General features: G+C 37.8%; 17 protein-coding genes. All 17 read right to left on the bottom strand.

The window, feature by feature from the left end; translation table 11 throughout:
• Positions 1 to 3: 3 nt before the first annotated feature.
• A complete protein-coding gene (gene bamB / locus AY606_RS06805; protein ID WP_067866422.1) occupies positions 4 to 1152 on the bottom strand; it encodes an outer membrane protein assembly factor BamB in 1149 nt (382 codons plus the stop codon).
• Positions 1152 to 1853, bottom strand: coding sequence for a YfgM family protein (locus AY606_RS06800; RefSeq protein WP_067866420.1), 702 nt, complete (start codon positions 1851 to 1853; stop codon positions 1152 to 1154). Before AY606_RS06800 ends, bamB begins: the two co-directional genes overlap by 1 nt.
• Before the next feature lie 30 nt (positions 1854 to 1883).
• Entirely contained in the window at positions 1884 to 3179 is a 1296-nt protein-coding gene (gene hisS, locus AY606_RS06795) for a histidine--tRNA ligase (protein WP_067866419.1), read from the bottom strand.
• Between the two features lie 7 nt (positions 3180 to 3186).
• The gene (gene ispG / locus AY606_RS06790; RefSeq protein ID WP_067866417.1) at positions 3187 to 4302 is read right to left on the bottom strand and encodes a flavodoxin-dependent (E)-4-hydroxy-3-methylbut-2-enyl-diphosphate synthase; all 1116 of its coding nucleotides are present in this window, start codon (positions 4300 to 4302) and stop codon (positions 3187 to 3189) included.
• Between the two features lie 24 nt (positions 4303 to 4326).
• Positions 4327 to 5115: a helix-turn-helix domain-containing protein gene (locus AY606_RS06785; protein WP_067866416.1), complete on the bottom strand. Its 789-nt coding sequence runs from the start codon at positions 5113 to 5115 to the stop codon at positions 4327 to 4329.
• Positions 5106 to 5867 (bottom strand): type IV pilus biogenesis/stability protein PilW, encoded by a 762-nt coding sequence (gene pilW, locus AY606_RS06780; RefSeq protein ID WP_067866414.1) that lies wholly within the window; start codon positions 5865 to 5867, stop codon positions 5106 to 5108. The genes AY606_RS06785 and pilW overlap by 10 nt, the downstream gene beginning before the upstream one ends.
• Positions 5868 to 5928: 61 nt before the next feature.
• Positions 5929 to 7164, bottom strand: a complete 1236-nt coding sequence (gene rlmN, locus AY606_RS06775) for a dual-specificity RNA methyltransferase RlmN (RefSeq protein WP_067866412.1) — start codon at positions 7162 to 7164, stop codon at positions 5929 to 5931.
• Between the two features lie 123 nt (positions 7165 to 7287).
• Positions 7288 to 7719 carry a nucleoside-diphosphate kinase gene (gene ndk, locus AY606_RS06770; RefSeq protein ID WP_067866411.1) on the bottom strand — a complete coding sequence of 144 codons (432 nt, stop codon included), beginning with the start codon at positions 7717 to 7719 and terminating at the stop codon, positions 7288 to 7290.
• A gap of 109 nt (positions 7720 to 7828) precedes the next feature.
• Positions 7829 to 8029 (bottom strand): Fe-S cluster assembly protein IscX, encoded by a 201-nt coding sequence (iscX, locus tag AY606_RS06765; protein ID WP_067866409.1) that lies wholly within the window; start codon positions 8027 to 8029, stop codon positions 7829 to 7831.
• A gap of 85 nt (positions 8030 to 8114) precedes the next feature.
• Positions 8115 to 8666, bottom strand: a complete 552-nt coding sequence (locus AY606_RS06760; RefSeq protein WP_067866406.1) for a phosphatase PAP2 family protein — start codon at positions 8664 to 8666, stop codon at positions 8115 to 8117.
• 31 nt (positions 8667 to 8697) lie between these two features.
• The gene (locus AY606_RS06755; RefSeq protein WP_067866404.1) at positions 8698 to 9981 is read right to left on the bottom strand and encodes a glycosyltransferase family 4 protein; all 1284 of its coding nucleotides are present in this window, start codon (positions 9979 to 9981) and stop codon (positions 8698 to 8700) included.
• 182 nt (positions 9982 to 10163) lie between these two features.
• Positions 10164 to 10580: a hypothetical protein gene (locus AY606_RS06750; RefSeq protein WP_067866402.1), complete on the bottom strand. Its 417-nt coding sequence runs from the start codon at positions 10578 to 10580 to the stop codon at positions 10164 to 10166.
• Positions 10581 to 10593: 13 nt separating this feature from the next.
• Positions 10594 to 12924: a fimbria/pilus outer membrane usher protein gene (locus AY606_RS06745; RefSeq protein WP_067866400.1), complete on the bottom strand. Its 2331-nt coding sequence runs from the start codon at positions 12922 to 12924 to the stop codon at positions 10594 to 10596.
• Positions 12925 to 12945: 21 nt separating this feature from the next.
• Entirely contained in the window at positions 12946 to 13650 is a 705-nt protein-coding gene (locus AY606_RS06740) for a fimbrial biogenesis chaperone (RefSeq protein ID WP_067866398.1), read from the bottom strand.
• A gap of 73 nt (positions 13651 to 13723) precedes the next feature.
• Positions 13724 to 14254 carry a hypothetical protein gene (locus AY606_RS06735; protein ID WP_067866396.1) on the bottom strand — a complete coding sequence of 177 codons (531 nt, stop codon included), beginning with the start codon at positions 14252 to 14254 and terminating at the stop codon, positions 13724 to 13726.
• Between the two features lie 907 nt (positions 14255 to 15161).
• Positions 15162 to 15977: an XAC2610-related protein gene (locus AY606_RS06730; RefSeq protein WP_067866395.1), complete on the bottom strand. Its 816-nt coding sequence runs from the start codon at positions 15975 to 15977 to the stop codon at positions 15162 to 15164.
• Between the two features lie 250 nt (positions 15978 to 16227).
• Entirely contained in the window at positions 16228 to 17244 is a 1017-nt protein-coding gene (gene ilvC / locus AY606_RS06725; protein ID WP_067866393.1) for a ketol-acid reductoisomerase, read from the bottom strand.
• Positions 17245 to 17315 lie beyond the last annotated feature (71 nt).

Here is a 17315-nt window from a genome sequence, read left to right as displayed (position 1 = left end):
AAATTAACGGTTCTGCCAAACGCTTAACGCGCCCTTTCTGGTGGAGACATATAGTTGTCCATCAATTACGCGTAGTGAACGTACTTCACCACTTGTTTTTGATCGACCAATGAGTTGCCCAGAAGTTGGATCTATTAAGTGTAATACACCATCGAGATCACCAACCACCAGGTCTTGTCCGAGCACAACAGGATTACTGAGCTGACGATTGAGCAAACTATCGTTTTGCCATAATTGCTCACCTGTTGTTAGTGCGTAAGCAGTAATTTTGCCATCTGCTTGTGCAACAAAAACGGTATTATTCGCTACTTCTGGACGTTGAATACTGCTTGCATCTTCACTCCACACCACTTGTTGTGAAGCCAAATCTGTAACAGTGACTTGTCCTTGGAAACTGGTTGTTACAAGAAACTGACCTGCAACAACTGGATCGCCATCAATATCATTGAGGCGCTGAATATCTGAACGGCCATCGCTTACTGCAACACGGCGCTGCATACGCGGTACACCACTGAGTATATCCAGGGCATAAACATAAGCATTGGATGAAGCAATCAATACCGTACGCGGATCGAGTGCAACCGGCGATGCCATTCCACGCAAGCTAAATTGTACATTAGGAAGGTTATATGTCCAAACTTGCTGACCGGTGGAAAGATCATGCGCATACACAGTGCCGTTATTACTAACAGTAATCACACGACCTGATTGAATCAATGAAGCAGATAAAATGGCACCCGACAACTGGGCAGTCCACTTTTGTTCACCTGTCGCCTGATCTAGAGCAAACAATTGACCTTTCTTATTGCCTACAACAACGATGCCTTCGCCCGCCTCTACACCAGAGCTTAAACCCTGTTTAGAAACCTTTTTCTCCCAGATGCGCTGCTTACCTTGATAAGCTGCCACTTCACCTTTTGGATCTAATGCAAAGATTACACCGTTATCCACATCTAAACGCAGACGCAAAGGATCTGCTTCCGATGTTGATGAAACACTTTGAGAAAATACAGGAACAAGACTTTTGGCTTGGACCAATTTAGGTAATGGATTAGGTTTAGCCTCTTCCACTTTAATTTTATTCGTTGAACAGCCAACAAGTGCGAATGTTAAAATTGTCAGCGCAAACGGTATTTTGTATTTTCTATCCATCATGACTCATCCACTTGTGTTTCTAAAATCGGTCGTTCCACATCAGGATCATCAACTAAAACACCGACACTTTCGAGTTTAATTTGTAAAATTTGACGCTCCTGCTTACGTTCAACCAGTGCATCCCATGCACTCTTGTACGATTTTTTAGCATTTTCTATATCATTTTTAGCAACATATACATCACCAAGTGCTTCATCAGCAGTGGCTTTAAAAGCTGGATCTGTCACTGCAGCCAATGTCTTTAATGCATCATCATATTTCTTTTGCGCAAGTTGAGCATAACCCAGGCGCAGCTTAACCAACTGAACCAAGCCTGCATCATCCAGCTTTGAATTTTCAACTTTTTTCAATGCCCTTTCTGCATGCGCATAATCTGCTTTGTCATACGCCAGTTTAGCCATCAGCAATTGCGTTTGAATAGCCTGGGCAGAATTGGGTGCTTCTTTTACAATTTTGTCCGCAGTTGCAGATAAGACATTAAATGCATTGGGATTGCCTTGTACATTTTTTGCATCATCCATCAACTGTTGAACCTTGGCTGTTTCCATCTGGGATTCAGCCAGGTTTTTCTTCTGCCAATATTCCCATCCGAAAAAGGCAATCAACGCAATTAAAATCCCACTAATCATGGCAGAGCCATATTTTTTAGTGAAAGACTTTAAGCTATCAAGTTGTTCATCATCACTCAATGCGTTCATGTGATTACCTTTTCCTTATGTTTTTTAAGCTTATTTTGAAGAAAATTTTTCAATGAAAAATGGCACAATATCCGCTACAGCAACATCAGTTTGCTCCGCAGTTGCCAATTCTTTCACCGCTAATTGTTGTGCTTCCCATTCACGCTCACCAGCAATCACGGCAAAAATAGCGCCTGATTGATCCGCTTTTTTCATCTGAGACTTCATCGAACCTTGTGAACCGACTTTCAGGCGAATATTGCTATTTGCCGTTTCCAGCTGGTCACGAATTTGTTCTGCAAGTACCAGAGCTTTCCCTTGTGATGCAGGATCTGACAACAAGAATACTTCACAATCGCGTAAAGGGGTATTGTCTTCCACTTGTTCAAGTAGAAGCAGCAAACGCTCAATCCCCATAGCGAAGCCAACTGCAGGTACAGACTGATCAGCCTTCCCTTTCAATTGACCTACCAGACCATCATAACGGCCACCGGCACATACTGTTCCTTGTGAACCCAAATGTGTAGTTGTCCATTCAAAAACAGTTTTGTTGTAGTAATCCAGCCCACGAACCAGTTTTTGGTTAATGACAAATTCCACTCCTGCATCAGTTAAATACTGCTGCAATTGCGCAAAGTGAGCCAAAGTTTCTTGACCCATAAAGTCGTGAAGTTTGGGTGCATTTTCAAGAATTTTTTGCGTACGTGCATCTTTAGAATCAAGGATACGCAGTGGATTAGTTTCTAAACGACGTTGTGAATCTTCGTCTAAATCACCTTTATGTGATTCTAAGAATTCCACCAATGCAGCACGATATGCAGCACGCTCATCAGACTCACCTAGAGTATTCAGTTCAAGCTGAACCTTATCGGCAACTCCCATGCGTTTCCACAAACGTGCAGTCATCAAAATCAATTCTGCTTCCATATCCGGTGTAGCGACACCAAATGTTTCCACACCAAACTGATGAAATTGACGGTAACGACCTTTTTGTGGTTTTTCATAACGGAACATTGGTCCGACATACCAGACCCGAGGGGTCGCGCCGCGAAGCAGATTATGCTCAAGCATGGCACGTACACAGCCTGCAGTCCCTTCTGGACGCAAAGTCAAAGACTCAGGTGGATTACCCTTGTCCAAGAAAGTGTACATTTCTTTTTCAACAATATCCGTCGCATCACCAATTGAACGCTTGAACAGATTGGTCTGCTCAACTATCGGCAAACGGATTTGCTGGTAACCATAAGCATCCATAAGCGATGCTAAATGTTGCTCAAGACGTCTCCACGCAGCAGTTTGCGTTGGAAGAATGTCATTAAAACCTTTGATTGCAACAATTGAACTCATGACCTACTCAAAAACTTGTACGAATAATTTCTTTAGATTTAGCTTCTTCAATCTCTTGAACACGTTGACGAACCATAGTTTCGATTTCATCAACCAATTGATTGGTATCGATTAAATGGCTTTTCTCGCCATTACGATACACCAGTGAACGCGGACTTGCACCAACAACACCGATATCCGCTTCTTTAGCTTCACCCGGACCATTCACTTTACACCCGATCACCGATACATCCATCGGGGTACGGATATCTTCCAAACGCTCTTCCAGTGATTGCATCACCTTAATCACGTTGAATTCTTGACGCGAACAGCTTGGGCAGGCAATAAAGTTAATCCCGTTAGAACGAAGCCCCAATGATTTCAAGATATCAAAACCAATTTTCACTTCTTCTTCAGGCTCTGCTGCCAAGGAAATACGCATGGTATCGCCAATGCCTTCCATCAACAGACCACCCAAGGCAATTGCTGACTTCACTGAACCAGTCCGGTAAACACCCGCTTCAGTCACACCCAAATGTAATGGATTATCGATTTGTGCAGACAACAAACGGTAGGCATCCATGGTTAAAAACACATTCGATGCTTTCACCGAAATTTTGAATTCCTGGAAATCCAGACGGTCTAAAATATCGATATGACGCATCGCAGATTCAAGTAATGCTTGACCTGTCGGCTCGCCATATTTTTTCTGAATATCTTTTTCCAACGAACCGGCATTCACCCCAATTCGCATGGAAATATCGTTGTGACGTGCCGCAGCAACCACTTCACGAATTTTTGCTTCCGAACCAATATTGCCCGGATTGATCCGCAAGCAATCTGCACCCGCATCGGCCACAGCCAAAGCAATTTTATAGTCGAAATGAATATCGGCAACCAAGGGTACTGTCACTTGCTTGCGGATTTCACCGAATGCTGCTGCTGCTTCCATTGAAGGTACAGAAACACGCATGATGTCTGCACCGACATCGGCACAGCGCTGAATTTGTGCAACAGTAGCCGCGACATCACAAGTTTCGGTATTGGTCATACTCTGGATGCTAATCGGTGCATCACCACCTACATAGACGGAGCCAACACGGATTTTACGAGTGGGACGGCGCTTAATCGGATTTTCAATCATTAATATCGCTCTTCTCTTTACCCATTAACGTGACAAACGGAAGTCTGCTTTGCCATTCACTGTATAAGGTGACAACGCAATCTTTTCATTATTTAACGTTAAGGTTACAGCTGATGCATCATCCAGACGAATTTGAAATGGGGTTTCACCATTTAATTTCACTGTCGATGCCTGACGACCTGTTGCCAGAACTTTACCCGTTGAATCTACAATATGTACAGAAGTTGGACGACCAAACTCAAGCTCCAACTGATCACCTGATACAGCAGTTGAATGATCTAAATTCAGCACTTCCACATCAGATTTTGCTGGTGCAATTTCTTGGCTAGCATCTTGATTTGAGGACATGTTTTGCATAGTCATCACGGCAGCAATCACAGCTAACAACACCACCAAAGCAATAACGATCCGTTTTAACCATTTCTTGTTACGATCACGATTCGAACCTGGCAGTTTGCCCATGATTTTAATCGGTGAATTGTTTAAGGCATGATTTGGCAATAATCCTGTATCATTTTGATAAATTTCATCAAAACGCTGGATGATCGCTGTTGCATCGACCTTTAAATATTTTGCATAAATACGATAGTAACCCTTAATAAAGGTCGCTTCCGGCAAAGCTTTATAGTCATCTTGTTCTAAAGCTGTCAAAGTTTTCACTTGCATGTTTAAATCTTTGGCAGCGTCATTTAATTCACGCTTTTGTGCAATTCGAATTTGACGTAAGTACTCACCTGGACGCTGAACATTTCCTAATGCATTGGGTGCTACGCTTGAACCATTTGATTGCTGTGAATTAGGATTTACTTCCATACGGCCTCAGTACTGTACTGTAATTGCAGATAACGTTGGTATTCTGGACTCTCCGGGAAAAGCGCACGTAATTGATTAACAAGTACCTGCATTCCCATTGTGTCACTATTTGCCCGTGCATTTCGGATACCGATCCAGAGCGCACGCGCACCTTGATTCTTTTGACCTACTCCACGCACAAACTGTTCATACAACTGTGTCGCAGCAGCGGTCTGCTGTTTCAAATAAAAAATTTCGGACAACTCTAACATTGAAATGTAGGAATCACGATTTACTTGTAGGGCTTGTTTGAATGATTTTTCAGCATTCGTCACATCACCTAGCTTTAAATAAATTCGCCCCACATTTTCAAATGCTTTATAGCGTTGATCATAACCCAATGTCGTACCTGCAACATTGAGTTGCTCAATCGCATCATTATAGCGCTCAATTTGATACAAATAAGTACCGTAGTTGTTACGCGCTTGCGCATTTTTGGGATCAGCAGAAATAGCACGCTTAAAATAAGCATCTGCTTTATCCATACTGATTTTACTGCCTTCTTGTTGCAGCAAAATCCCCATCATCATATTTGCAGCAGAATCTCGGGAATTCATTTCCAGCGCCTGGTCTAAAGTACGCTTTGCCGAGTCCAGGTCACCCGATTTAATATATTCTGCAGCCAATTGAGTGCGAACTTTAATTGCTTTTTCTGGATCTTTCTTCACCATTGTTGTCGATGTTTGACAAGCAGTGATAAAAATAGCAGACATACAAATCGTTGTAATAAAAGCTAATTTATATGCGGGCTTTCTCAATTGGCGTCCCCTTTTATTATCCTTGAGAGCGCATAATCTCATTACTTTGCGCAATTTTCTTTTTCCACTGTTCCGCACGACGCGTACGGTCAGCCACTTGACCCACCAGCTGTCCACACGCAGCATCAATATCATCACCACGTGTCTGACGAATCGTACACACAAAACCTGCATCAGACAAAGTTTTTTGGAAAGAAATAATGCGGTTACGGCTTGAACGACCGTAGGGTGCATGCGGGAATGGATTAAACGGAATTAAATTAATTTTACTTGGTAAATTTTTCAGTAACTTAATCATCTGTTGTGCATGTTCAGGATGATCATTCACCCCATCCAACATCACATATTCAATGGTCACATGTTTGCGAGAACTTTCGTTACCATCTTTAGCAATATAACGCTGACATGCAGCAATCAGTTGCTCTAACGGATATTTTTTATTAATTGGAACCAGTTCATTACGCAGTTCATCATTTGGCGCATGTAAAGAAATAGCAAGTGCCACATCAATATCTTTCACCATTTGGTCAATTTTCGGTACAACACCCGAGGTCGATAAAGTCACACGACGTTTAGACATGCCATAAGCAAAATCATCGAGCATAATGTGCATTGAGCTAAGAACAGCGTCATAGTTGAGTAATGGTTCACCCATACCCATCATCACCACATTGGTGACTGAACGCTCACGTTCTGCAACAGGTACTTCTTCCATATAAGAATAGTTTGCCATCCACAGCTGACCGATGATTTCTGAAGGTGTCAAATCACGCTGAAATCCCTGTTTACCGGTTGAGCAAAATGAACAGTCCAGCGCACAACCCACTTGTGAAGAAATACACAAGGTTTTACGCAGACCGGTTTTATCTTCTGCCGGAATCAGTACGGTTTCAACCAGTGAACCGTCACCATCACCAACACGGAACACCCACTTACGGGTACCGTCTTTAGAATAGTTACGGTGCACCACTTCTGGTGCTCTGACTTCACAAATCTGTTCCAGTTTTTCACGAAGTTTGCCTGAAACATTGGTCATTTCAGCAAAATCAGTCACAAAGAACTGATGAATCCACTTCATCACCTGACCGGCACGGAATTTCTTCTCACCAATATCTTCGAAGAATTTTTCCAGTTGCGGACGTGACATGCCGAGTAAGTTCACTTTTTCTACAGCATTTTGCTGTATCGGAGTGGATGGAGATGGTTGCTGTGCATCAGAAATTGCAGAGACAGCGACGACTTCAGTACTCATGTGTAATTACCTAAACCATGTCTAAAGATGAAAGGAGAAGCTCAATAATCGAGCAAAGTTTTATTCAAAGAATAAAAAAACCAGATAAGTATAATAACACTTATCTGGTTTGAATACTTCGAATTAACGAGTACGTGGGCAGATCTCAGTTTGAGCGAAGAAGTAGTTAACTTCACGATCAGCAGATGTAACTGAGTCAGAACCATGAGCAGCATTTTCGTCGATGCTTACAGCGAAATCTGCACGGATAGTACCAGGAGCAGCGTCTTTAGGGTTAGTTGCGCCCAAGATATCGCGGTGAGCAAGAACAGCGTTTTCGCCTTCAAGAACAGATACTACAACAGGACCAGAAGTCATGAACGCAACTAGGTCACCGAAGAAACCACGTTCTTTATGCTCAGCGTAAAAGCCTTCAGCTTCAGCTTGAGTAAGGTGTTTCATTTTAGTCGCAACGATTTTAAGACCAGCTTTTTCGAAACGAGCAAAGATGTCACCAACGTTGTTTTTGCCAACAGCATCTGGTTTAACGATAGATAAAGTACGTTCAATAGCCATGATTGGCTCCTTATGTCAATTTGACGAGAAAATTTTGCCGCATTATACCGAGATAATCAGCAAGTATCAGCTTTTGATATGTAAAAAATAGTTTTTTTCAATTTAGCGATTAACGAACTTCGTCAATCCATGCCAATTGAATCCCTTCCAACAGACCTTCAGTCGATTTTTCCGGGTCATCTTTAAAGTCTGGCAATGCACAAACCCATGCATGCAAGTCCGTAAAGCGAATCCATTGTGGATCGACATCTGGATGTGCTTCAGAAAGTTCAATGGCAAGATCAATGGTGTCAGTCCAACGTAAACCCATGGGTGTTCCTAAACGTTAAATGAATGCCCTACTTTAACAAATTCCTAAAATCGTAAAATAGGTTTTCGATTTTTAAAAAGACATTTTATAACACGATATTTAAAAATGGCGCGGTAAAAATAATGCCGGTTGCGACCAATACCCCAATCAGGGCACCTACAATGACATCACTTGGATAATGCAGTCCCAAAACCATACGGGATATGGCCACCAAAAGCGTAAAAGGCAACATCAAAACAAGTAACATCGGCTGAATATACCCCATCACCGTACTCGCCATAACAGCATGCAAGGTATGTCCAGAAGGAAAGCTGAAGTGATCTAGCGGTTGTTCTTGCAATAGAACCACCTGATGTACTTGATAAGGTCGAGGACGCGTGGTTTTCTGTTTTAAAATTTTATAAATTGCAGAACCTACAGAGCCACCAATCAAAAGATAAAGTAATTGTTCGATATAAAACGTATCTTCCAATATCCACAGACTTGCCAACATGAAGCACCAAAACAAACCGTTGCCAAGACGGCTAATGATTTTAAAAAAATAGGCAACCGTGTGTGAATGTGAAAAATGATTCAGATACATACATCCTTTTAAGTCGAGATCTAACATCGTTATTATTGCTTTTTTTAATTTCATGATGATTCTCCTTTAAGCATCTGCTTTAAATTCAGGATGTCATTTTTATCTCTCTGGCAACGCCATACAGTGCCTGCTCGAACTGCCGTACCGGATGTTGCCATCCTACATTTAGCACTGTTTCACGGGCTTGCACTCCCATGAGTTTCAACTGTTGATTATTCGGTAGTTGATAAATTAACTGAATCAGTTTATCTATTTGCCCTAAAGGACTTAACCACCCAGTTTCACCGTTTTTCACATGCAAATGTGCACTGGCATAATCATAAGCAATCACGGGTAAACCACTTGCCATTGCCTCCAACACCACATTACCAAAAGTTTCAACTTGACTGGCAAATACAAAAACATTGGCACTTGCGTAGGCTTGCGCTAAATTCAGACCGGTTAAATTTCCGGTAAAAATAACATCATGGCTTTGACATAACATTTCCAGACGACTCCGATCTGGCCCATTACCTACAATCACCAGTTTTACATCTTGCTGAGTCACTTGCTTCATAGCGATATAGGCATTTACCAAAACATCTATTTCTTTCTCGGGAGACAGTCGTCCTACATAGAGCATCACCCGGGTCTCTAAAGTCGCTTTCCACTGTTGACGTAAAGCACTCAAACTATGTTCTGGAGAAAAACAAGCAACATCTACACCACGTCCAACAATAGCCAAAGGACAACGCACACCAAACTTTCTTAAAATATATTCTGTATCTTTACCGGGAATACATGTCAGTTGTGTATTGTTATGAAACCAACGTAAATAGCGCTGAATGGGCTTAACCAAAAAAGCTAAATCGAAAAAGCGACTAAATTCTTGAAAAGGTGAATGGAAACCACTTGAAACAGGAATACCTTTGCTTTTTGCAGCTTGCAAAACACTCAAACCCAAAGGCCCTTCGGTAACAATATGCACAACATCCGGTACAAAATCATCCAGCGCATGTGATACTTTTAAAAATTGTGGCCAACCAAATTGAAGGCTTGGATACTTAGGAATAGATTGTGCTTTGACCAGACATTCTTGATTGGGTAAAAAATCACAACATGCGTGTTGTTGCTCTGGCCGAATCAGTAAAATTTTATGACCTTGTTTTTGTAAACCTTTGCATAATTGTAGTAAAGATAGGGCTACCCCATTAATTTCTGGAGGCCAAGTTTCAGTAACAATGGCTATTTTTAGGCGTGGACGAACCAAGTCTTTTAAAATTTGAACGTTATCAAACGAAATATCCTGCTTTCTTTGCTTAAAATAAAATTGAAAGCTTTCTGGAAAATTTTGGTGTTTTAGCAGACTGGTCGCATACAAATTTGTCATACAACACCTGTGTCGTTATTTTAATCTTAGCTTAGATGTTGTTTCTTTCAGTTTGATGATAATAAGACCTCAAATTTAATAATTAATATATTTCTTTATCGAATTTATCTGCTTCAATGAAAAAAACACTCTCTGCTATAAGAAAACTTTATCAGGCTTTATGAACATATTCCCATATCTACCTAATATATAAGACTGACATATAAACTATCTTTATAAAGCCCTGCTGGCGTAGATGCAGTGGGCTGTTCCGCCAATTGCACAAGCACAACAAATTTAGTTTGATCGGTTGCCGGTTGTGAGATGGGGGTATTCCATCTTGAAGATGTTGCACCCGAAATAAACATTTGTGTTCTTATTTTACGATTTCGATCACTAATCAAATAGCTATTTCCAGCAGGACTGGTTAAATTTCGAGAACTGAATTTAATCGCATAATTACTATCACATGCCACTGAAAATGATGTAGCTGCCTGACTTAAGTAAGAAGAACTCAGTTGAAGTTGTGATGCTGTGGCTTTTTCAATCTGACATCGGCCAGCATAACCAAGGTTACTAAAACACATGGCTAATATAAGTAGACCTAATTTAAATTTCATTTTATTTCTCCATTTATTTGCAATTAAGATTTATCACCTTATCCGCCGTATTTGGATTCTCAGTAACCATTAACTGTGCTGAACAGGTTTTTGGATCATTTGTTTTTATTTTCACATTATAAGTTTTAGGAATTAAGCCATACAAAGTCACCGTACCGTCTGATGAAATTGGATATACCTCCCCTTCATCATTATCAATATGTAATTCAGAACCCGCTATAAATGTTTTATTATTAATATCTAAAGGACGAACCGTAACTTGCTTCGCATGAAAAACCGGAAAATTAATTACATAGCCGCGCTGATTAAAGGCTGTAAGCTTTTTACTTAAGTATGGAATTTTATCCTCTATCGGCAACTGATTTTGATCAAATCCAATATCATAATTTACGTAAGGAATAATATCATGAATAAATGCATAGCCTTTTTTATTGGTCTTATTTACTACCGATAAAGAGCGTAAAATATCAACATCTTCATAATCACCTACACTCACAATAGAAAAAGCATTATCGACAAGCTTTGTAAAGCTTAAACTATTTTGTAACCAAACCAGTCCCCCACGATAATTTAATTGTGATTCTCCTTCATTATCACCTTCTATATGATAAAAATTTAAATCACCAACATTAGTTTTTAATCGACCTTTTAGGTTATAAAAATTCTCTTCATTTCTCCGGTTTATCCCTGCTTCATATTCAAAACCAACTTGATTGGCATTACTCTTAACAAATTGTAATTTAGTATTATCATCTGTTGAATGACTAAAATAGATAGCTTTATCATCATCAAAACTATAACTAAAAGTTAATATTGCGCTAGCATCTCTCTCTTCACCAAATGAATTATAATAACTCAACCCTAATGTCGCTTTCCTACCCAAACGCCGATTAAAACCTATACTAAATGTTTTACGGTCTTGCTGTAAAAAAGCAACATTATCTTCAGTAACTATTGATCCTTTATGATAATTTTGCTCTGCATAATTAAAGAAAATATTTTGTAATACAGGTACATTACTCATTCCGCCATAAATTAAATGCTCAAATTTAGGATAAACAGACACCCCATTTAGATCATCCCCTAAAAATTTAAAATTTCTTTCTGTATATTTTGAACTTGCCCCTAATGAAAATCGGCCAAAGTCCTTACTGGCTGATAATCCATATGAATAATTAAATTGATTACTATCATGTGATGCCTGAACTATACTATCCAGTACAACATAATGACTAATGGCTTGAGTCCACATTAAACCCAAGTTTTGTATTTCATCACTGTAGAGAAAATTAGAACCAAGCGTCGTTGTATTTGATAAGCCGCGCCTGTAATAGAAATTAGAAAAAAAATCACGATAATCATCACTTTTAATATTGTAATTGTAACGCAACTTACCTAAAGAAATATTATATTCACTTAAATCAGGACGCAATAAACGGTTTGTGACTAATATAGGAAAACTTTGGACACTTCTATTTCCTAAAACATCTTCGACAACAATTTGTGCATTTCCAGCTTGTTGAATTTGAGCACCCGTCTGAAGATTAAATTCACCCGGACTGACCTTTTGACTATAAATACTTACACCATTAATATATAAATCAACGGTTGATGGAAGACGAGCACTTCCTTGTAGCGCAGGAGTATTCCAATAAATAAAATTTGGTCTTTCTGTATAATTAGTTCCCCAACTCAAACCTGCAAATCGTAATGAATTAATAAGTGGATTAAATATAGTGGTAGTATCACCCAGTGTGAGGCGTGTCATGTTACTGGGGATTTCAAAATCAATATTTGTACTTAATCGATTAAAAAAATCACCTGCTGGTGTATTTTGGTAAGCAACTGAATTTCTAAAAATCCAATAATCTTTAAAAACTCCTAAATCAGCTAAACCATTATATGAATTATCGATTTCACCATCCATACGATTATTTAAATAGGTTAAATCATAATTTATAAAACCGCCTAAACTTGCTTTTTCTGGTATCGTATTCATGTCTAAAATATTTGAAGAAGATGTAAAAAGTGTAGAAGGTACTGTGAGTTTAATAGCCTGAATAGAACTATCAAATTGAGATTGAATAGAGTCACCTGAAACCAAACAAAAATTATTTCTGGATATTAATCGCAATAATTTATTTATATTAATATTTCGGTTTGATAACTCATTGCATTCAACATAAAATTGTTCATTATATTTCAACAAAACTATATCAGTATTGTGATCTAAATCGTTGATCCATAAGTTTGCAAAGCTTTCTTCTAACTTATTTTCACTTGCATTAACATTAAAAATGAGAAATATATTTATTAATATTAAGACCCCTTGGTTTGATTTCATAGGAAATCCCCTAAATAAAAATTATTCCATAAATTTAAGCTCTACCATTTCATTTGATTTATCTGTTTGTAATTTAACATTATAATTGTTAATATCTTGTATTTTTAGCCCCTTCAGGTCATAAGAAAGACTTTTATTAGCAAGTGCATAGCCCAATGTATCACTTTTAAAAATTTCTTTTTTATTCGAGTCAATAATTTTCAAATTGGCAATTTGAATGTGGGAATTTGCCTTATTCCATACAATTAACTTATCATTTTCAATATTGAATTTTAATTTAATATCATCTTGTTTTCCAATAAACAAAGGTAAATTAAAGTTAAGTAAAAAAGTAATCGATGACTCTTTTACAGCTTGAGGTATTTCTTCTACCAAAATTCGCCAAGCACCCTCTTGTTTACCGGCCAATATAGATTGTGTAGGACGATTAAATCCGATCCGGATTACCTGTTTTCCTTTTGGTTGCAGGATAAAACTCCTAGGATTAATAATTAATGCATCTTCTGGCTCTAATACATCTTCCCCATTCTTATTCTGATCCCATTTATATGCCTTTACTTCAAAAAATTTTTTTTCAGTTTCATTTATAGATTCAAGAGTTAAAGTCGTCGTTTTTTGCTTAGCATCATTCAATATATACATCTGAACAGGATCTATTGAAACATCTGCCTGTACACCCGATATAAATAAAATAAAAGTGGCCAAAAATATACTTATAGTTTTCATTTAATTATATCCTTATTATTTTTATAATAAAAACCTAACCCAACACTTGCGCCAGGTTAGGTTTATTTAACTATTAATAGTAAGCTTTAATCAGGTATTTATCGTTATAAATACCTGATTTTTGTGAAGCACTTACTGCTGCATTAGTTACTTTGAGAGTAAATACGTCAGTAGCTTCACCCGCATGATTTGAATTACCTAAACCAACAGCAGCCACCTGACCTGATTTAGTAGTAACAATCGTAGTCGAAACTTTTGCAGTTGGATCTGATTCATGTTTTACAAAGGTCGTATTACTAGTACCCGCATTCGCTGTTTGTAAATTCAAAACATAAGGAGTATTTGTTGTAATAGAATAGTTAGTGGTCTGAGTTCCTCCCGCAGCACTGAGAACAATTCCTTGGCCCCCAGTAACAACACATTTTTTCTTAATATCGAGGGTGATTGGAATTTCTTTTTCACAACCTAAAGTATTACACTTACTCCAGTCAACAGGTGGCTTAGGATCGTAACCACCTCCACGATCTTCATCTCCTGCATACACACTTGTTGCACACACACCAAAGGCTAAGGCTGCTAAGGCTGCTTGAGTCATTTTATTCATAACTTTCTCCATTTCTTTTTAAAAGAATGTATTTATTTGATTTTAACGATTACGTTTGTAACTCTTCTTATTATGAGTAAGATCTCGTAACCGTTCAGCTATCTTATTACTATTAATTCAAAAATTTAAAAAACGTTCTTATTCACAATATATTTTTTATTTTTTAATTATCATTATAAATATATCTAAAACCCTATTTTAATTGAGTTTTATTTTATAAAATATTAAGATACAATTCTAATTTGTTTCCAATCATGTCCAAAACAATCAGTAAAAATATTAAAAACATGTTAATTACGATAAACCTATGATTAATATATTTTTTATAAATTATCATATTCTTACGTAAAACATTAACAAAGTTACATAATTTACAAAATACTGTAATTCAATGCATGCTTCTTAATGATTTTGTGATTTATTTATTGTTTTTATATTCATTTTCAAATAAGTCTATATTATTTTAATTTCATTTACCCATTCTTAAACCCTAGACTAAAAAACACAAGTAACTGAAATAATTAAAAAAATCTTTCCAATAAGAAAACACTTATTATAACTTTAATTTATAGACTATCTTTATTTAATTCCAGGATTTTATAAGTAGTAAGTAACCGCAATTACTTGGATTGGGGGAGATGATATTTCTTTAATCATTTCTTTCCAGGAAAATCTATTATGATATTAAAAAATATTTAATATTCACTCAATTAATAGCATTTTATTTTTTATAAGCCTAAAAGAGCAACTGAGCATTCTAAAGATTAAATTTTTAAAACTAATAAATTTAATAAAAATGTATTTTTAATCTGCCTTATATAAAAACTTGATATTAAAAATTATCCAGCTTAAAAACTTAATTTGATTTAAATCCAATCTCTATATTAAACCTGTTAAAAATTCCCCCTTATTCCATCCGATTCAATAAGCCATTTTTCACTTGATATAACTGACCATCTCCAAAATCAATTTGTTGTTTTTCTCCATATAGTTTTGGAAATCCTACAATCTTTTCAAGTTGAGGGGAGCGCTGAAACTGTTGCGTTTTTGGATTAAATATCCAGTAAATATAACGCTTATCCTGAATGGTTCGTTCATCTGAAATATCTGACAACACCAGGTCGTAATATCCATCAAAATTAACATCCATATAACCGATACTTTTCGGAAATGCGCTAAACCCTGTCAGATTTTGTACAACATTATTATTATTTTTATTCACAATATCTAATCGTTTGAGTACCGAACCATAGGGTTGGTTAATATCTTCCAGACCATAAAATTTAAAAATGAAATTAGGTTTATCTGAAACTTTTATTGCAGGCTCAAACTGAATAGATTTCCCTAAAGTATCCTCACTCTCCACAAGTATCCCTTTAAGATCACCGCTATTGGCATTGAGCATCCCTGATAATTGATAAACCCTATTTGTTATATTTTCAGAATCAACATCGACAGATTTTAAATTCAGCTGATCTCCCTTTTGCAATCCTTTTAAGTTAATTGTCTGAGTTTCAACAAGGTCATATAGCGTGGCATGCGGATTCCAAATACCTGCATACAAGCTAAGGAAATATCTCCCCTCACTCGAACGCAACATACGTTGCATGGACACACGAACGTTATTGAGTGGCTTGTATTCTGGAGTATTCAAAGCTGTTTCAGCAGCACTCAGGTTTGAAAAAGCAAATGCAGCCATACAAAGCAATAATTTAGTTTTCATTGTTCAGCACACTCAATACTGCGGACGATTGTGAGTACTGTATCACAATAAAACCGCTCAATTGAGCGGCCTTTTTGTATCTTTAAAACAGAAAGAAAACTAAGTTTTTCTCTTTATCTACGATTTTTTTTGCTTGAATCCAAGGTATGAGCAAATTCAAAACACTGCTTTGAACGAAGTCAGAATGCATTGCTTAGCATAAAAAAGCCCCTGTTATAAAACAAGGGTTTTTTTATTTAGAAATTAGAACTTAGTTCTTTTCTTTATCTACGATTTTATTCGCTTGAATCCAAGGCATCATAGAACGAAGTTTGTTACCTGTAACTTCAATACCGTGTTCAGCATTTTGACGACGACGAGCAGTCATAGATGGATAGTTTAAAGCACCTTCGTTAATGAACATTTTCGCATATTCACCAGACTGAATACGCTTAAGTGCATTACGCATCGCTTCACGAGACTGTTCGTTAATAACTTCAGCGCCAGTTACGTATTCGCCATATTCAGCATTGTTAGATACTGAATAGTTCATGTCCGCAATACCGCCTTCAAACATTAAATCTACAATTAGTTTAAGTTCATGTAAGCATTCGAAATAAGCCATTTCTGGTGCATAACCAGCTTCAACCAAAGTTTCGAAGCCCATTTTAACAAGCTCAACAGCACCACCACAAAGAACTGCTTGCTCACCAAAAAGGTCAGTTTCAGTTTCTTCACGGAATGAAGTTTCGATGATACCCGTACGACCGCCACCTACACCTGAAGCATAAGAAAGTGCAACGTTACGAGCATTACCAGACGCATCTTGGTGAATGGCGATTAAGTCAGGAACACCTGAACCACGTTGGTATTCAGAACGTACCGTATGACCTGGTGCTTTAGGTGCAATCATGATTACATCTAAGTCAGCGCGTGGAACAACTTGGTTATAAAGAATAGAGAAACCGTGAGCAAATGCTAAAGTAGCACCTTGCTTGATGTTTGGCTCGATCACGTCACGGTAAAGTTGTGACTGGAATTCATCTGGAGTCAAGATCATGACTACGTCAGCTTGCGCAACTGCAGCAGGAACTTCAGCAACTTTAAGACCTGAATTCTCAGCTTTTTTCCAAGAAGTAGAGTTCGCACGTAGGCCAACAGTTACGTCAACGCCAGAGTCTTTAAGGTTAAGCGCATGTGCGTGACCTTGTGAACCATAACCGATGATCGCTACTTTTTTACCTTGGATGATAGATAAGTCAGTGTCTTTATCGTAAAAAATTTGCATTGCTGTCTCCGCTTAAATGCTTTTGTTTCCTTTTATCTAAGCCAATGATGTTATAGGTATTCACTGGCTTA

Source organism: Acinetobacter sp. SFB (assembly GCF_001647545.1).
Lineage (GTDB): Bacteria > Pseudomonadota > Gammaproteobacteria > Pseudomonadales > Moraxellaceae > Acinetobacter.
This window is presented reverse-complemented; position numbering and strand designations above follow the sequence as displayed.